The organism is Desulfosalsimonas sp. (genome assembly GCF_055149105.1).
The window spans coordinates 57,824-76,973 of sequence record NZ_JBSRLA010000007.1; the positions used below are offsets into that span (position 1 = coordinate 57,824).

Sequence of the window (19,150 nt, forward strand, 5' to 3'; positions counted from 1 at the left end):
CTTTTTCTGCCGGATTTCAAAGGCATTTATGGGATTTCGGCGGAGTGCTAAATCGTCTGGGCTAGTTGGACAAAATGTCCATAACCGGAAAAATCTCTGGTCCGGCTATGCCTTTTTGAGAGGAAGTTCTTTGCACAAAGGCTTACCATATTTCTGTTCCCCCCGAAAGCCCAACCCAAGCAGATGGAAGATCTGGCTCCTGACGAATCTTTTTTTTCATGCTGTAATCATTGAAATCTTTTTTTACGGCATGCAATGCAATTGCACAGAACGGAAAGCGTCCAAAAGGTTGTAATTGAATGATATGGAATAATCCCCTGCCAGCTCAAGCCTCAAACCCCTCGGCCGGGATGCTTGCCATTGTCAGAAGACGGCGCGGCATTATAAGTGAGGTGAAAGATTTTGACAGCGGCACCCAGGGCCGGCTGCATCTTGTTCGCATTGACTATAAAGATGATACCCGACCGGCAAGCGAGGAGCTGATCTGGGAGTTGGAGCCCAGCAGGCGTCTTCTGGAACCAAGTGAAATCCCCAGGGCCAGCAGTGAGCCCATGCAGCATGATGACTTTGACGCCATGGTGCGTGCCGCACGCTGGTCAGCGCTAAGCCCGTATGTGCGACCGGATGGCGAAGATGATAGTGAGTTCCTGCCCATTTGTTCCCCCTTCCACGGTGCGTTGGAAGTTGACGACTACCAGCTCATTCCCCTGCTAAAAGCCCTTCGCATGCCGCGGATCAATATGATGATAGCCGACGACGTGGGGCTGGGCAAAACCATTGAAGCCGGATTGATCCTAAAAGAGCTTTTGATCCGCCGCAAAATTAATCGTATTCTGATCCTTACACCCGCCTCCCTTCGGGTCCAGTGGCATGATGAATTGTGGAACAAATTTTCCCTTTCATTTGAGGTGATTGACCGGCATTCAACCTTGCAGATCAAGCGGTCGGTCGGCATTGATGCCAATCCGTGGCGCTACTGTTCAAGAATCATCGCTTCTTACCACTATTTGAAACAGCCGGATGTTTTTGAACAGTTCATGAGCGCAAGCAGAAAGCCCCAAGGTGCGCCGCAACTGCCCTGGGATCTGCTGATCGTTGATGAGGTTCACAACCTTATGCCGGCTCCTTTTGGTGATGACAGTCAATTGTGCAAAACATTGAGTTTCATTGCACCGTTGTTTGAACACCGCATATTTTTAACGGCAACGCCCCACAACGGGCATACCCGCTCATTTACGGGACTTCTTGAGCTGCTCGATCCGGTCCGGTTTTCCAAAACAGATGATTTAAAGCCGGCGGAAAAAGAAAGGATCGAACAGGTGGTCATCCGGCGGCTGAAATGGGAGATCAATGAAAGGACCGACCCGCCCCGTTTTTGCAACAGACGCCCTCCGCAGGCCCTTTTGCTGGATGAACATTTTAGTGCAGAGGAGTTGCGACTCATCCAGGCCTTTGAGCTGTTTCGGGGAAAAGTAAGAAACTTAATTTCCAAATCTTCCAAAAAAAGGAGGCTTTCAGGATCGTTTGCCATTGAGATCCTTGGCAAGCGAATGCTTAGCGGGCCAATGACATTTCTGGAATCCTGGCGGCGCTGCAAGCGCGGTCTGGAGGAATCCGAAAGCGCCGATGACAGCGACATGTCAGCGGCCCAAAAAAGCATCCAGCAGGATACGGCAGATGATCTTGAAGCCCAGCAAAATGAAGCTGCTGCAGCCAATGTTATTGGTTCATGGATGAAATCTTTTGCAGATGAGGTCACAGAAGAGATCAGTGCCATTGACATTGCTGCAAAGGCTATGGGTGTTGACCTTGAAAAACCTGTTACGGGCCAAAATCCGAAAACCGATGCCAGGTTTCAGCTCTTGTGTGACCAGATTGAAAAATTGTGCAGAGCCACAGGCAAGTGGCAGGATGAAGAACGCTTGGTGGTTTTTACGGAATACAAAACCACGCTGGATTATATCCTCCGCCGTCTTCGGGAGCGATATCCCAATGAAGAAGACCGTTTTTTATGCCTTTATGGCGGCATGAATGACATGGACCGGGAGGGCATTAAAAGCGCATTCAATGACCCGGATGCCAGGGTGCGCGTTTTGATTGCAACCGATGCCGCAGCCGAAGGTCTTAACCTGCAAAGCACCACCCGTTTGCTGCTCCATTATGATTGCCCCTGGAATCCTTCCAAAGTGGAGCAGCGAAACGGCAGACTCGACCGGCACGGCCAGGCCCGGGATGTGACCATTTTCCACTTTGCCAGCGAGCAGGCTGCAGACCTGAAATTTTTACACTATCTCATCGGCAAGGTGGATCAGATCCGGGAAGACCTCGGGGCCATGGGGGATTTGTTTGATGAAGCCACTCACCGGCGCCTTATTCGCGGCGAGGGCCTGGAGGAGATTCAAAACAGCCTGGAATCACAAATTGACCGAATCAAGGGACAAGCGTCCATTGCAGCAGATGCCACCATATCATTTGCAGCCGGCGGCCAGCAGGTCAATCCGCTGGCAGCGCTTGACCGGCTGGCCAAAGAAATTGACCTGGATCCGGGAACTGCACGCGACACCCTTGAGGCAGCAATGGCTGTAAATACCGGACGGCCTCAGTTGACAAAGGAGGATGAACTCAATCGCTTTGAAATCATCAATCCGGACCTGTCAGGCTGGAAAGAGGCCATTGATGATACTATTCGCAGGCAGACAAGTAACCGTACTCTCGGACCGGTGCCCAAGTTGACATTCAGCCCGGATGCGTTTTTGCAGACATTCGGGAAGCGAAAGGTTTTTCGCCCCCGCATGGATACGCTTATGCTGCATTTGGGCCATCCCATTGTACAAAAAGCAAAGGGCGTGCTGACAAGACGGCGATTTCCAGGGCCTTCGGCAGTTTCGCGTTATGCGATTCGCTACGATGATATCCCGGCGGATGCAGACGCACTGATCCTCTTATACCTTGAAGAGCTTGGCATCAATGCCCTGCGCGAAACCTTTCACCACTGGATTCAAACCATTTGCCTGCCGGTGCACGGAAATGATCTTGGCCCGCCCTTTTCTTCACCTTCGCCGGTGGTTCTCCGCCAGGCCATGGCCTGCCAGAATTCAGATGATATTGAAAGGGCAAAAGAAATTTTAGACGAGTTTAACCCGGAGCTTGTGGATTTTATCAAAAACAGAAAAAAAGCACTGACCGGGCGGCTGGCTGAAAAACTGTCCAGAGACGGCAAACATGCGCACAAGGAAGCGGAAATGCGCTACCAGAGCCGCCAGGGCGAGGTATCGGCCCTGATTGCCGAAAATACCTTGGCAAAGCTTGAACGTGAAATCAAAACACTAAAGGCGGATCGAAAAGAAGGCGTTTTATTTGATACAGAAGGCTACATGGACCGGCTGGATCGATCCATACAGATAAAGGAAGAAGAACTGGCCCGGAGAAAATATCATTACGAAGAGGTGCGCAGGCAACTAAACGAGGAACGCGAACGCATCCTAAAACATTTGCTCCCCAAACGCTACAGCCTCCAGGGAGACGCCCAGGTTTTCCCGGTGGCCGTTGAGATCCGGCTGCCCAGGCCCCAGGGGGGTGCCAGATGAGCTCAGATCATCTTCTGTGGTGGAACAATCTGCGGCACAGCGGTCTGCTGCTGGATCTCCAGCGATTAAACGAGCTTTTTGCCCAAGATATGCCGGTTGTTTCAGAAAACCAGCACCAGAAGCTGCGCAAAGAGTTAAATCGGTTTTTTGACGACCCGGACGCAAAGCCCGGTAATTTTGTTTCCGTGGTTCTGGAACAGATATGCGGGCTCAACAACGCCCGGGGCAAATGGTATCGCGGCAGCAATGTGGCACCGGGGTGGACCCGTCATAATATGATCGGCGAAGCGATTCGGCCCAATCATTTGTGGATCGATAATTCAGGAGGTATTCTTCCGGTATTTATCGATTCTGCAAGGCGTCTGGGAATCGGCCATGGAAAACGCCCCATTTCCAGAACCTTGCAATGGCTCAGGAAAACAGACCACCATCTTGCTGTGGTCACCAACGGCCGGCAGTGGCGCATCCTTTATGCCGGCCTGGATTATGAAGCATGGTGCGAATGGGACATTGAGCAATGGTTTGCCGAGGGCAAACCCACACCTGAACTGCTTGGCTTCAAAGGCCTTTTGGCCCCCGGGCTGTGGGAGATGCCAGAAGCCGGACAGCCCTGCCTGCTTGAAACAAAAATCAACGAGGCCAGAAAAGGTCAGGCGGATCTGTCCGTGGAACTTGGCGAACGCGTCCGGCAGGCTGCCGAGCTTCTGATCCAGGCCCATGCGCTTGAATTAAATCGCAGCCAGGCACATACCCAACCGCAGGATATATACCGGGCCGCAGTCCGTATTATAATGCGCATGGTGGTGGTATTGTTTGCAGAAAGCCGCGAAGAGCTGCTTCCAACCGATCATCCGGTTTATCAAAGCGCATACAGTATCGGTGGCCTTCGCGAACAACTGAGCCGCATCAGCGGGCATCGGATGGAAAACAGCTATTACGCCTATCCCCGTCTACTGGCTTTATTCCGCCTGATTTACCAAGGCTCAAGCCACGAGGCCTTTCCGGTGCCTGAATACAGCGGAACGTTGTTTGCCCCGGGTGATCCGGGCAGCCAGGACGGCATGATCCAGGCCCTTTATTTGTTTGAAAGCGCCTGCTTTGATGCGGATTTGATCAATGATCTGCACGTGCGCAGGATTCTTGATCTTCTCACCAAAACCAGGGTCAAGCTCCGCCAGGGCCGCTCCGGGATGTGGGTGACCGCACCGGTGGATTTTTCCAGCCTGGGAAATGAATACATCGGCATTCTTTATGAAGGGCTTCTTGACTTTGAGCTGCGCTGTGCTCCCGAAAACCAGCCGGTGGTGTTTTTGGCCGTGGGCAACAACCCAGCACTTCCCCTGGCCACACTGGAAGCAATGAACGATCAGGCCATCAAAAACCTGCTTGAAAAGCTGAAAGACACCTCATCATCAGATGCCGAAGACAATGACGAATCCGAGTCGGCTGGCTTTCAGGAGTCAGAAGATACAGGTGAGCCAGATGAAGAAGCTCTGGATTTGCAGGAATATGATGAAGACATAGAGGCTGCATCAACAGATGACAGACGTGCAACCCTGCAGGCCCGTGCCGAGGCCTGGGCTTGCCGGGCATGCCAGATTGCCGGGCTTGTTAAAAAGCCAAAGGGAAAAATGACCCCGGAAAAACAGATGCAGCATGAGCGGGCCATCAATGAAACTGCCCGAAAACTGGTCAGCCGGGTGATTCTGCCCGGGGAATGGTATCTGGTTCGATGGGGCGGGACGCGCAAGGGTGCAGGCACGTTTTATACCCGGCCCCAGCTGGCCATTCCCACCGTCCACCGCACCCTTATGCCCCTGGCCTATGAGCCGCCCACAGATGCAGCGGACAACTGCCTCATCGATGCCCCGGCAGACCGGTGGATCCCCAAAAAGCCCGAGGAGATCCTAAATCTGAAAATATGTGATCCGGCCTGCGGATCAGGGACATTTCTTCTGGCAGGGCTTCGTTTTTTAACAGACGCCCTTTATGAATCCCTGGTTTTGCATGACCGGGTGCGCGAATATGCCCAAAAATCAGTTCTGGAGCTGATCTGCGATGGGGACAGCAAGCCGTTGCTGTCCCATGAGGATCTTCCCTGCAGGCCGGATGACGACAACTTTGAATCCCAGACCAAGGCGGTTTTGCGCCGATACGTGGTGGAGCGCTGCCTCTACGGGGTGGACATTGATCCGCTGGCAGTGGAGCTCTGCCGCCTGTCTCTGTGGATTGAAACCATTGACCCCAAGCTGCCCATGACGTTTTTAAAGCATAAAATCAAATGCGGCAACTCCCTGGTGGGTGCATGGTTTGACACTTTTCTGCATTATCCGGCCATGGCCTGGGCCCGGGAAGGCGGGGATAAAACCCATTCCAACGCAGTGCACTACGAAAAAGAGCAATGGACCCGGCAGATCAGGGAATGTTTCAATCTGATCAAACAAGAGGTCAAAGAGCTCATAGACGGTCACCAGATATTTCAGAGCATGGAACTCGAAGACATTGAAAACGATCATGATGCGGCAGAAAAGGCCCTTTGCGAAATCCATGATATCGGCATTGCCCAGGTCCGGGACCGGGCGGAAAAATACAAAAGCCTGCAAAATGATCCGCAGTTTAAGGCCCTGAAAGATGCTTTTGATTTGTGGTGTGCGCTCTGGTTCTGGCCGGCAGATCAGATCGAATCCGCCCCTTCGCCCTCAAAATTTTACAATAAAAACATTTCCATTGAAGCCTGGAACATTGCCCGGAAAACAGCCGAACAGCAGAAATTTTTCCACTGGGAGCTTGAATATCCAGACGTGTTTAACCATGACGCCAAAGGATTTGACGCGGTGCTGGGAAATCCGCCATGGGACATTGCCAAACCCAATTCCAAGGAGTTTTTCAGCGCCATTGATCCCTTATACAGGGGCTATGGAAAGCAGGAAGCCATCGGCAAGCAAAAACAGTATTTTACCGGGGATGCCGCAACTGAAAACCAGTGGCTGCAGTACAATGCGTTTTTCAAGTCCATGGCCAACTGGACCAGATTCGCCGGACACCCCTTTGGCGACCGGGTCACCACGGATTCAAACGGCAGGCAAAAGCATGATCTGCCCATTGGCGAGCGGGGGGCCAAAAGTTTTGAAACATCTGCGCAAAGACACGCGCAATGGAAAACCAAACGCCTTGAAACAAAAGGGTATGTGGATGCCAGCCATCCCTTTTGTCACCAGGGGGGCGGGGATATCAATTTGTATAAATTGTTTCTGGAACAGACCCATGCACTGCTGAAAGAAGGAGGACGGCTGGGATTTGTCGTTCCCTCGGGCATTTATTCGGATCACGGTACAGGTGCCTTGCGCACCTTGTTTATCGAGCACTGCAAATGGGAATGGCTGTTTGGGTTTGAAAATCGGGACAAGATTTTTGATATTCACAGATCATTTAAATTCAATCCGGTTATTATTGAAAAAGGTGGCTGCACCAAAGAAATCCAAACCGGGTTCATGCACCGAAAGCTTGCCGACTGGGAAGACGCAGAGCGGCATGCAATCGGCTACCCGGGCGAAAATGTGATCAAGTTTTCCCCCCGGTCAAGGGCTCTGCTGGAAATCCAGTCCAGCCGGGATCTGGAAATCCTTGATAAAATTTACAGCAATTCAGTCCTGCTGGGGGATCAGGGGCCGGAAGGATGGGGCATCCAATATGCTACAGAATTTCATATGACCAATGATTCAAAACTGTTTCCGCCCCGGCCCAAATGGGAGCAGTGGGGATATCAGCCGGACGAGTACAGCAGATGGATCAAGGGTCCCTGGCAGCCCATTGACATGCTATATGCTGAACTGGGCATTGATCCACCAAAAGAGGGAGAGACCGGCTGTGCCCAGCCCCCCTATGACAAGCTGTCCCTTGCCCGGGCCGATATCCCCGCGGGCATCATCCTGTCCCGGGATGCAACCCAGTTTATCAGGGAGGAAGATATTCCTGAAGTCATTTTTACGGAGGCCTCGGGCAAACCCCTGACCATAAAAACAGGCCGCGGTAAAAATGCTGAAGAGTATGAAATCACCGGCCCCGCCATTGCACTGCCCCTATATGAAGGGCGTATGATCGGGCAGTTTGATTTCAGTGAAAAGGGCTGGGTCTCCGGTAGCGGAAGAAGTGCGGTATGGAGAGATATCCCATGGGAGAATAAGATAATCGAGCCTCAATATCTTATGGGCTCGCCCGTATACGATAGTACATGGATCAAAAAGTTTATCGAATCCCAACAAAATTTAATATCAGAGGCACACCTCGAAAAGCTAAAAGAATCCTTAGCCGATTACTATAGCAGAAGATTATGGATTTACAGAAGAACTAAACGTTCTAGTTTTATGGATATTACATCTGCAACAAATGAAAGGACCACAATATCCACTATCACTCCTTCTATGCCTTTTGGAAATTCAGCACCAGTAATATCGGGGATAGGGGAGGAATTTATAATTACCGGCGTTCTTAATTCCTTTGTGTTCGATTATGTTATTCGCTCGAGATGCACAGGCTTACATTTGAATTGGTTTGTAATTAATGAAGCTTGTCTGCCAAGTTTGAAAAGTATCAGAATGCCGAGTTTGAACACAATTTCAAAAAGTCTGTCTGGCCCGAGTATTGTTTTTTCAGTTGGTTGTGCTGCGGATAGCAATGGTTGGAAACGGAATTGGGCCTTATCCCAACATGAAAGGTTGAGGCTTAGATGTATTTTTGAAGCCGCACTTGCAAAGGTCTTTGGTTTAAAAAAGGAGTTGTTTAAATACATTTTTAACAAATGCGATTTAGGAATAGAGCAACTGTCTTCAGAAAAACATAGAAAGCATTTGTCTCCCAAAGGTTTCTGGCGCATTGACAAAGACAAGCACCCGGAACAGCGACTTACAGTGCTCTCCCTCATTGCCTTCCATGATCTTGAGCAGAAAATCGCCGACTGCGGCGGTGACAGGCAAAAAGGCATTGAAGCGTTTATGAATCAAAATAACGGCGAAGGCTGGATGCTGCCGGAAACCCTGCGGCTGGCCGATTACGGTCTGGGCCATGATGAACGGGCAAAGCAGCACCAGCCGGTTCGGGAATGTTTCGGCCCGCGGTTTTTTGACTGGCAACTGGCCCAGGACCCAGAGGAGTCCTGGCGGGAGTGCCATCTTCATGCCAGAAATCTGCTGGGGCCTGAAGGATACCAGGCATTGCTGGATCAAATTGAAGGCAAAGACCCGGAAAAAACAACCTCGGATGTGCCTTCTGGAACCCCAAGGGCCAAAAAAGTAAAAAAAAAGCACGTCCAGTTAACACTGTTTGATACAGACGGAAAATCACAGGAGAGTTAACAACAAAGGAGCAATACGGAATGGCCATTAATCCTGTTGCCTACACGGAAAAAATAATCCGCAGTTTTCTCAAGTACCAGCTCACCGCCTACCCGTTTGCCGATCCCCGGTTGCACGAGCAGATGCGCATCCTGCTCAACATGGACCAAATCCGCAACACTCCCCTGTTAAAAGGCCCTTACATCAGCCTGGCCCAAAGTTTCCGGCAGGGTGCTGATGTCTCGGCTCTGATTTCAGAAAACCTGCTTCACCCGCACATGGCCCAGATTATCCCGGAAAATATTCATCAACTCTACGGGCACCAGGAAAAGGCCATCCGTTCGGTCTGCCGCAATAAAACCACTTTGGTTTCCACAGGCACCGGTTCGGGCAAAACAGAAGCCTATTTGTACCCGATTATCAACAAGTGCCTGCAGCTAAAGGAGGCAGAAGAGCCTGCCGGCATTTCGGCCGTCATTGTCTATCCCATGAATGCCCTGGCCGAAGATCAACTGGAGCGTTTGCGCGGTCTTTTGGCCGGAAGCGGCATCACTTTCGGCATGTATGTGGGCAAAACACCGGAAAATGAGCGGGAGGTTGCCGGCCATCGGCTAAAGTCCGGCAGTAGCCGGGCAGATTATAAAGCGTTGTTTGACCGGTATCGTGAACAGGGGCGGCCGGATGCAATCCATCCTTTGGAAGAGATCTGTTCCCGGGAGAAAATGCGCACCGTCGCCCACCAGCCGCGGATTTTGCTGACCAATGTCAAGCAGCTGGAGCTTTTATTGACAAGGGGCGTGGATGTTGAGCTCTTTGACAATGCCCGGCTTGATTTTCTGGTCTTTGATGAGGCCCATACCTTTTCCGGCATCCAGGGGGCGGAAACCGCCTGCCTGATCCGGCGGCTGAAGAAATTCTGCGGGACGTCTCCCAATCAGACCACGTGCGTGGCAACTTCGGCAACCATTGTGGATGAACGCGACCCTGATGCCGGCCGAAATTTTGCTTCCCGGTTTTTCGGCGTTCCTGCCGGGGATGTGGAATGCATTCATGAGGAATTTGAAGATGATCCCTGGAATACCCGCAGAAAAATGCCCCAGGCGCCGGGTGCGGACATGCCTCACCTGCTTGCACAAACCCTTGAAATTGTGGAGCAGGACCAGCCAGATCACCAAATACGAAATATTTACCGTCAGCTCACCGGTGAAACCCTTTCCGGAGAAAATTGGGCAGAGGCCCTGCATGGGGCCATGGCCGGCAATGAACTGGCATTTCAAATCAGTCAGGCTTTAAAACAGCCCCGGGCAATGGGCGATTTGGTAACCGGGCTTTCAGAAACAGCCGGCCGGCCGGTATGTGAAGAAGAGCTGATTGCATACCTGACCCTGGGTGCGGCTGCGGCAAGCTCCGGGCGGCCGGTATTCCGCCCGGTGGTGCATGGATTTGTAAGAGGCATTCCCGGTGCGGTGGCAACTTTTCCTACTGGAAATGAACCCACCCTTTGGCTCAGCTCTGAAGATGAAATATCCACCCGGGAAACCGAGACAAATGTGTGGCGTACGCCGGTCTATACCTGTACAACCTGCGGCCAGCACTATTTTATCACGTTTTTAAAAGATTTTCTTTTTGTCGGGGCCACCCCGGGCGGCGGCCAGTTATCCGATGAAGGCGATACCTATTGGGAGCCGCTTGAATTTGCCCACGGGGGGCAGAGGCTTGTGCTTGTGGACCAGGTCATCAGTCAGCAGGCAGACGATGATCTGACAGAAGAAAACTGGTCTCATCCTTTGTACGTGTGTCGGCATTGCGGAACCGCTCACAAGGCCGATGTTGCCCGATGCCGGCATTGCGGGGCAATGTCTCCGCCTGTCAAACTTTTTGCCGTGCGCAGCAAGCAGAAAACACCGGGCTATCTGAGCAGTTGCATTTCATGCCGGGCTGCGGGCAAGAGGCTCGGTCGTCGTTACCGGGAGCCGATCCGGCCGGTGCGTGCAGTCAATGTGTCTGATGTTCATGTATTGGCTCAGGATATGGTCCATCATGCCGAGCGTCAGCGGCTCCTCTTGTTTGCGGACAATCGTCAGGATGCAGCTTTTCAGGCCGGTTGGATGAAGGACCATGCAAGACGCTTTAGATTGCGTGCGCTTATGGCCGAGGCAATGAAGCAGGGTCCGGTATCTGTGGGCGATATGGTGATGAAAATCGATGATATGCTCGATGCCAGCGATGGATTGTCCCGGGCATTGATCCCCGAAGTCTGGCGGGTGGTAGATAAGGCCGGATCCGGCGGGGTCCATGAGGATGAACGCAGACATTTCCTGCGGATTCAGGTTTTACGGGAAGTCACAACTGCGGCAAACCAGCAGAAGGGCCTGGAGCCCTGGGGCCGCTTGAAGATCACGTATCAGGGTCTTGAAGCAGGCAGCCGGTTTATTCAGCAATGGTCCCGGGAGTTGGGGTTGCCGCCGGACGATCTCAGGGGCGGAATTGAAAACCTCCTGGATCAGCTTCGGCGCCAGCGGCTTTTGCTGGACAACCGGCGGGGCATTTTCAGCCGGTGGTGGAATGAGGGCGACCGGGAAATTCAGCGTGGGTATATGCCCATACCCCCGGGTCCCCAGGGGATGAAGCTTCGGCGGGAAAATGCTGACGACAAACGGTATGTGCGGGCTTGGCTGACGGACAGGGCCTCGCTGGTCCGCGAGATTGCCCAGAAATGGGGTGCTCCTGACGATAAGCTGACAGATTTTGTGGAACAGCTGTGGAATTATCTGACCGATGAAGCCGGCCTGCTGGTGCCGGTAACATTAAAATCCAACAAAGATCGTCCCCTGGCCAACTGCAGCGGGGTTTACCAGATCGATGCGGTCAAACTGCTGTTAAGTGAAAACCATGGATACTATCATTGCAGAAAGTGCCGCAGAAAGGTGTCCCGCCGTCCTCCGCATGATTTGTGCATGGCCTGGCACTGCCACGGCGAATTGACCTTTGTCTCCGAAGATCCGGACAATTATGATCTGCAGCTTCTAGATGAAGGTTATTCCATGCTGCGGCCGGAAGAACACACAGCCATGGTGCCCCAGAGCCAGCGTGAAAGAATTGAAAACTGGTTTAAGGGCAGTGGCGAGCGGGTTAATACCCTTGTCTGCACCCCGACCCTGGAGCTTGGGGTGGATATCGGGGCTCTTGATTCGGTTCTTTTGCGCAATGTCCCGCCGCTTCCGGCCAACTACTGGCAGCGGGCCGGGCGGGCCGGAAGACGGCATCGGATGGCGGTAAACATCACCTATTGCCGCCCGGCGTCCCATGACCGGGCCTATTTCCAGGATCCTGTGAAAATACTGGACGGCCGGGTGGATCCCCCTGCATTTAATCTTCGAAATGAAGTCATGGTGGCAAAACATGTTCATGCCACTGTTATTTCCCGCCTTTTTCAATTGGGCCGCGATGTAAACGGCACAGACAAGGATGAACTTAGAAAAATTAATGAAACCCTTCGGCAGATGCTGCCGGGAAGGATTTCTTCCTATCTTTTCGGGGCAGACGGCCTTATCCGCAACGATCATTTCAATGTGGCACCCCTGGAAGCTTTGATTCGCAAAAACCGGGACGAGTTGATGGATCATGTAAAAAAGACTTTTCAACAGGGTTGGCCGACTGCCGACCTGGATGTGATAAACGATGAGGCTTTGTCCACCCATATCGACAACATGGTTGCCGAATTTGCGCAGGTACTGGGGCGGCTTCGCAAGCGGCTTTTATGGGCCCATAATGAAATCCGCCGTCTTAACCGGGTCAGAGAGGATTACGGTACGCTGGATCCGGAAGATGAGGCCCATTACAAGCGCTGCGATAAGCTGATTAAAAAAATGAAAGGCGTGTTACGAAGACAGCGCAGGGAAGCAGAAGGCGTTGACGATATCAACACCTACGGGGTATTGGCTGCAGAAGGATTTTTACCCGGCTATGGCCTTGACACTGGCTCTGTCAGGGGGATGGCCGAGGTGCCGTTCTGGCAGCAGGGCAGCATGGATTTTGAGCTGCCCAGGCCTATCAGCATGGCGCTTCGGGAGTATGTGCCCGGCAACCTGATTTATGCCAACGGCCACCGGTTTGTGGCCCGCCGGTTTCATCGGGATGCCCAAAAGGATCAGCAGGAAATTCCCTTGTTTGAAGTCAATATTGAGCGGCAGGCCTTGATTGAGGCAAACGTTGGCCAGGGGGCCACAGCTTTGTCTTCTCAGAGCTTGCGGGCCATATCGGTTTGCGATGTGGATCTGGCCCATCAATCCCAGATTTCTGATGAAGAGGAAATCCGCTTTCAAATGCCGGTTTCCATTTACGGCAGGGAAAAAGGCCGCCACAGCGGCGGATATCGCTGTTCCTGGGGCGAGCGCGATGTGTTGATCAGAAGAAATGTGCATATGCGAATGGTCAACGTGGGGGCGGCCACCGTCATTGACAGCCAGCAGCAGCTTGGCTATCCGATTTGCGAAATCTGCGGGCAAAGTGTTTCCCCCCTGTCCAGCCAGCGACAGATTGATCATTTTTTGGATACCCATGAGGAGCGCTGTAATCGAAGACCCGAGATGCTGGGTTTTTTTGCAGACATTGCAGCAGATACCTTTACTCTTCCGGATTGCGCAGACCGGGTGCAGGCCTTCAGCCTGCTGGAAGCAATCCGAATGGGTGCCAGACATATTCTGGATATGCATCTGGAGGATCTGCAGATTCTGGTCATCGGGCATGTGGACCGCGACGAGGTGGATGCCGTCCTTTGGGATCCCATGCCAGGGGGCTCCGGGCTGATTGAACAGGTTCAGCAGCATTTCCCGCAAATCATCGGGGCTGCCAGTGAACTGCTGGGCAACTGCCCGTCCGCCTGTGATCATTCGTGTGTTGACTGTCTTCAGACATTTCGAAACAGCTTTTATCACCGGTATCTGGATCGCCATACAGCCCTGGATTTGATAGATGAATGGGGGGATCGTCTGGAAACTGACCACACCATTCCGCCGACACATCCCACAACAGGACCCCATGACCCAGATGCCCAGCCTGTAAATGATGCGGAAACCAAGCTGAAACATTTACTTGAAGCAGCCGGATTCACCAGTGGGGAATTCCAGCAGCAGATCCGTTTTGGTCAGAAAATCACTCTTGACCACCAAATCGGCAGCACCACGCCGGACGTCTATTTCAGCGGAGATGAAGATGATGAAGATGACAACGGGGTGTGCGTTTACCTTGACGGGATGAGCGCTTCCCTGCACGGAGACCCCGATGTGGCTGCAAAGGATCGCGAAATCCGCTCCTGGCTGCTGAACAACGGCTACCAGGTCATTGAAATTGCCTGCAACGAGCTTGATGACCGCAAAGCCATGGTCAAATATTTTAAAAAACTGGCAAAATTTCTTTCCGGCAAAGATTTGGCAAGGGATTTGGCAGCAAAAACCGAATGGTTCGACGAGGCAAGAGCAGAGTAAAAATTTTGTTTTTGGAAATATAGGCTACCTCCTGCTTGATTGGCTGAAAATCACAAAGGGAATGGTTGCTGCATATGATAACTATAGAAAACAATAAAGTATTTTGGAAAAATCGGAAGCTAAAATATAAGGATTTTGTAGAGGTACGCGAGTATATAGACACTTGCTTGGATCCAAATTTGAAATCAAAGTTTAAACAAGAAGTATTAACTGTTGATTCAGGCTTGTTGATTCGACTCATAGACGAGATGATCCGATTAATCCCACATGAAGTCATCCCTCCTTCTCCGAAACTGGTCCAGTTAAATGAAGAAACTTCCCTAATGTCCGGAATGCATCAAATGCCGATATCAAAAAATCCACCCGACAACGAACTGACAAAAAAGCAAAAAAAACAATTGCAGCATTGGAAATCAGAATTCGCCTACGCCAGTTCACGATTAAAGGGCATTCAGCTTGAGTTAAAAGAATTAATAAAGCAGAAAAACAGTGAATTAAAACAGTTATACAAAAAGGAGAAAAAATCGTTCGAGAGTGAATATGAAGAGAGATTCAAAAAGGTTGAAAAATATAATTTTCAAAGAAAAATAATGAAGGACCGGAAAAAAGTTATAAATTCTAAATCTTTTAACGGTTTCCTGGTCAGGAAGATCAATTGGAAGATTCTTCCTCCGGGAAAAAAAAGTGCAAAACGGCTCAAAATGTTATGCGAAGAGATGAATGCCAATAATCATGGAAAAAAATATGAATGGGATAGATTGAAAAGACTCTTTGATTTAAATCCCAATCAGATTCTGACAGGTGAAAATGATTTTAAGGGTTACTTCTTATTTTGCTATACTAAAGAAAAGATAGCAGTAGCAGAATGTCCGGAAGTAGGAAATGCTCTTTTTGTTTTAAAAGAAAATTGGAAGAGCTTATGCCAGTATTCAAAAAGTGAATTAAAAAAATATTTCTCTGAACATAGTCATCGCATTGTGCATAAGGGAGACTGGTTTTCAGAATTGCGATACTATCTAATCAGGTGCGGAGTCAGTGTTAGCAAGCTGTGAAAAGCAAATGTTTAAAATACTCGTAATTGGATGCCGGAAGAAGTTGAAGGAATCCTCACTAGTGTCCATCCATAAATAGTGGTTTCGGACTGCCGGTGACCAAAAATTCCATGGCATCCATAGAAAAAATAAATCCAAATCGGCGTTCGGAAGGAAATAAATATGAAATACGCCTAAAATAGGGACATTTCGGCACACCTATCCATTCGGATTGAATGATCCGGCCTTCTGAGTTCCTATTTATCCAGGGGCCTTCCTTGCCAGTGTCAGTAAATTGGCGGCAACAATCGAAGCCCATACATAACCTTTAAAAGAACGAAAGCCTTTCCATGTGCAACGGGCAAAACCAAAACAGCGCTTTATCCAGGAAATACCGGATTCAATACCGGCTCGAAAACGGCGAAGCCGATTATAAACCCATTGGCTGCGGCACATGTCCTCGACAGCAAGGCCGCGCTTTTTGGCGAAACAGACATCTTTAATCTGACGTTCTTTGGCTGCATTTAAATTGTCTTTAGATGCAAAACCGCCGTCAAGAGCGGCTTTCAAGGGATATTTGCCATAAATGTCATTCTGGCGGTCAAGCATCTGCTCGACCAGTGTGCTATCGGCCGGATTACCTTCAGTGATGACACAGTCGACAATCAGGTTGGAGGCACCGCCAGTGAGACAGACTTTGTGCCCATAAAACGTGTCACGGCGGTCTTTTACAACAATATCGGTATGGGGTTCAAAAATGGAGACCACTTTTTCTGAGGCAGGTACTGTTTCGCCATTGATGACCCGTCGCCGAGCCTGGTCCATCACACGGGAGGCCAGATCAAGATATTGTTTCATTTCAGAGGCCAGAGCAAATAGTTTCAGATCGCACGATGGATCGGACTCCATTGCGGCAACCGCTTTTTGGGCATATTGAGTCGTCTGTTCCGTAATTTTGATCAGATTCTTATATTTACTGGTCCGTACTTTTTTGGTTTTTGCATACTGAATTTCAAGCATTCGCCGTTTGGCGCTGCGGGTATGGTCATGTTTATAAAACCGTTTGGCGGTTAATTCTTCTATACTCAACTTTCGGGGTTAAAATATAGACGATATATAAATTCAACGTACTGAAATTATTATTAGTATTGACGGGCTTCGCTTTTTTTGGTACTTTTATTGCGCCAAACAAAAAAAGCTAAAAAAAGGAAGCCCGTCAAAATGAAGCATACACAAATTATATCACAAAATCAAACAGTAAGCGTTGAGAAGTTAGGCCTTCTCGCCAATATCTTCTCCGAATTTAAGATCGGCAGCATGCTCAACGCCGCCGGAATTACCAAAACCAAGGGAGCCGGACCGTTAGCCATCTTTACCATTGTTTTCAACCTGGCCTTTACCGGCAAGAATTTTTTCCAGGGCGTCGTCAGAGACAAAAGCACCCGAATCGGCAAGGATGCTGTCTACAACTTCCTGAATTCACCAACATATAACTGGAGACGCTTCACCTTGCTGCTGGCTGTTAAAATTCATCTACTGATCCGAAGCCTGCTCGACGCGCCGGCAGAAGAAGAAGTGTTGATTTTTGACGACTCCCTGTATTCCCGCGATCGATCCAAAAAAGTGGAACTGCTGTCGAAGGTTTTTGATCACAACTCCAAAAAATACCTCAAAGGCTTTCGACTGCTGACTCTTGGATGGTCTGACGGCAACAGTTTTCTCGGCCTGGATTTTGCCATTCTGTCTTCAGCCAACCAAAAAAATCGATACAATGGGATCACCAAAACCCTGGATAAAAGAACCTGCGGCTACCGCCGCAGACAGGAAGCCATGACCAAATCCACGGATCTTCTTGAGCCCATGGTCAAAAGGGCTTTTAGCGCAGGCATCCGGGCAAAATATCTCCTGATGGACAGTTGGTTTTCAGCCCCCTCCATTATTTCCGCCCTACGCAAGCATGTTGATATCATCTGCATGCTTAAAGATCATCCCAACTGGCGTTATGAATACAAAGGACACAAACTCAGGCTTCGGGATTTATACAGCAAGATCAGCAAAAAGCGCGGCAAAGCCAAAGTTAAGGCCAGCGTCGTTATCAAAATGCCCGATGGCAAAAATGCCAGAATCATTTTTGTCCCGGGTGATAAAAAGCGCGGTTGGCTTGCACTTCTTTGTACTGATATAGCCCTGGCTGGCGAAGAAATCATTCGATTGTACGGCAAGCGCTGGGATATCGAGGTTTTTTTCAAAATGTGCAAACAGCACCTGAAGCTGGTCAAGGAAATCCAGATAAGAGATTTCGATGGACTGATCGGGCACACCTCCATGGTCTTTGCGCGGTACAATATTCTATCCTGGTTCCAGCGGCAGCAGGTCGACCACAGGTCCTTTGGCGACTTATTCCGCACTTGCAATAACGAGCTTGAAAACCTCAAATTTATCGACGCCTTGCAAAGAATCATCCAGATGGCCAGGGCCATGATACAAAAGACCGGGACGATGTCGAAAAAAGTAGTCCAGGCTATTATGGATGCGGTAATGGGGGCGGCGATCATATTCTTTGGCTTTTCAAGCGATAAATCGAATTTAATATCAGAACATTAGGGGATGCTTGTCTTCCCCGAAAGTTGAGTTCTATATTTTTCAATAAACGGGCAAGCACCCTGACGACGTCAAACAGAAGAGAAGAGTCGCTGGGATCATGAATATGGCTTTCGACAACTGTACAATCAATTCTGACCTGGCGGCCTTTTTCAATTTTATTGGATTTCGCCCATTGGACCAATTGGGTGTTTACGGCTTCCCAGGTTTGCGGGGAAAGCGCCTTGATGTTTTTATTGAGCCCCGATTTTTTAAAGCCCTTTTCGGCAAAGCCGATACGGCAGAACTGACGAATACTTTGTGAGTCAATGATATGGAAGGCAAGATCTTCATAAGTGAAGCCAAACATTTGCTTGATAATTGCGGCCCGAATCACTTGATCGGCACTCATGCCTTTTGCGCCGGCTCGGGTTTTGGTGCTGTTTGGTTTAAGATCTTGCATTGCCAGTTGGCCGATGATATGATTTTCATCCAGAATTCGACTGATGCGCATGAGTTCATCTGCTTGCGGATGATCGATTGGCGAGTGCATCAGGGGCAATTGTTTTTGGTTCTTTTCGCGCATTTTGTGATCGGCTCCTTTTCTTTTTCTGTTGTTATTTTGGATGTTTGGCGACTTTCAATATACTACAGAATAAAGAAAAAGGCCATCATAAAATGCGCTTTTTTTATCTATGACGGGAAGTTATTCCCGTGGATGGACACTCACTAAGCAACTCAGCCTTTATTAGTAAACTCAGAGGATGCCAGAATCGGCATCAGCCACTGAAGGATTGTATTTCGCTTTCCTTTTAAATGTATTGAATTTGGATAAAGTTTTCTGGAGGGTCAAATAAAATGAACCCCGGAACCAGTGTGAGACTGATATCAGATCCCGGCCGCCAGGGAATCACCACCGGAAAACAGCGGAAAAAAGCAAATCGGCTTTTGTGGCAGGTGGCTTTTCCGGATAGTTACCAGTACATCCCTGAAAAGCAGCTTGAAATTGTCAATAACAGTTTTGAGGATGCGTATGATTGTAAGGAATCAAATTATCTGAAACAAAGACAGCATAAAATTTTCGAAATAAATTGACAATCTATACTGGATTATCAGAATAATTGAGCCTCGTTGGG

Annotated in this window: 6 protein-coding genes and 1 pseudogene; 5 read left to right on the forward strand and 2 right to left on the reverse strand. The window is 49.9% G+C overall.

Features of this window, described 5'->3' with window-relative positions; genetic code table 11:
- Positions 1-299 precede the first annotated feature (299 nt).
- The 4 genes from drmD (at position 300) to ACTCIA_RS02935 (ending at position 15,455) form a co-directional block, all read left to right on the forward strand.
- The gene (drmD, locus tag ACTCIA_RS02920) at positions 300-3,587 is read left to right on the forward strand and encodes a DISARM system SNF2-like helicase DrmD (protein WP_463000308.1); all 3,288 of its coding nucleotides are present in this window, start codon (positions 300-302) and stop codon (positions 3,585-3,587) included.
- Positions 3,584-8,938, forward strand: a complete 5,355-nt coding sequence (locus tag ACTCIA_RS02925) for an Eco57I restriction-modification methylase domain-containing protein (RefSeq protein WP_463000309.1) — start codon at positions 3,584-3,586, stop codon at positions 8,936-8,938. The genes drmD and ACTCIA_RS02925 overlap by 4 nt, the downstream gene beginning before the upstream one ends.
- A 20-nt stretch (positions 8,939-8,958) precedes the next feature.
- On the forward strand, positions 8,959-14,403 hold the full coding sequence (locus ACTCIA_RS02930) for a DEAD/DEAH box helicase (protein ID WP_463000310.1): 5,445 nt from the start codon (positions 8,959-8,961) through the stop codon (positions 14,401-14,403).
- 74 nt (positions 14,404-14,477) lie between these two features.
- The gene (locus ACTCIA_RS02935) at positions 14,478-15,455 is read left to right on the forward strand and encodes a hypothetical protein (protein ID WP_463000311.1); all 978 of its coding nucleotides are present in this window, start codon (positions 14,478-14,480) and stop codon (positions 15,453-15,455) included.
- Positions 15,456-15,695: 240 nt separating this feature from the next.
- Here ACTCIA_RS02935 and ACTCIA_RS02940 read toward each other — a convergent pair.
- Positions 15,696-16,514 (reverse strand): annotated as a pseudogene (locus tag ACTCIA_RS02940) (transposase); the annotation flags it as partial.
- 141 nt (positions 16,515-16,655) lie between these two features.
- On the opposite strand from ACTCIA_RS02940, the gene ACTCIA_RS02945 reads away from it, so the two are divergent.
- Positions 16,656-18,038 carry an IS4 family transposase gene (locus tag ACTCIA_RS02945; protein WP_463000312.1) on the forward strand — a complete coding sequence of 461 codons (1,383 nt, stop codon included), beginning with the start codon at positions 16,656-16,658 and terminating at the stop codon, positions 18,036-18,038.
- Here ACTCIA_RS02945 and ACTCIA_RS02950 read toward each other — a convergent pair.
- Positions 17,986-18,600, reverse strand: a complete 615-nt coding sequence (locus ACTCIA_RS02950; RefSeq protein ID WP_463000313.1) for a transposase — start codon at positions 18,598-18,600, stop codon at positions 17,986-17,988. The genes ACTCIA_RS02945 and ACTCIA_RS02950 overlap by 53 nt on opposite strands.
- Positions 18,601-19,150: the final 550 nt, after the last annotated feature.

Coding starts and splice junctions, on each gene's coding strand:
- drmD (WP_463000308.1), top strand. CDS start 300: ATGATATGGAATAATCCCCTGCCAGCTCAAGCCTCAAACCCCTCGGCC.
- ACTCIA_RS02935 (WP_463000311.1), top strand. CDS start 14,478: ATGATAACTATAGAAAACAATAAAGTATTTTGGAAAAATCGGAAGCTA.
- ACTCIA_RS02950 (WP_463000313.1), bottom strand. CDS start 18,600: ATGCGCGAAAAGAACCAAAAACAATTGCCCCTGATGCACTCGCCAATC.
- ACTCIA_RS02945 (WP_463000312.1), top strand. CDS start 16,656: ATGAAGCATACACAAATTATATCACAAAATCAAACAGTAAGCGTTGAG.
- ACTCIA_RS02930 (WP_463000310.1), top strand. CDS start 8,959: ATGGCCATTAATCCTGTTGCCTACACGGAAAAAATAATCCGCAGTTTT.
- ACTCIA_RS02925 (WP_463000309.1), top strand. CDS start 3,584: ATGAGCTCAGATCATCTTCTGTGGTGGAACAATCTGCGGCACAGCGGT.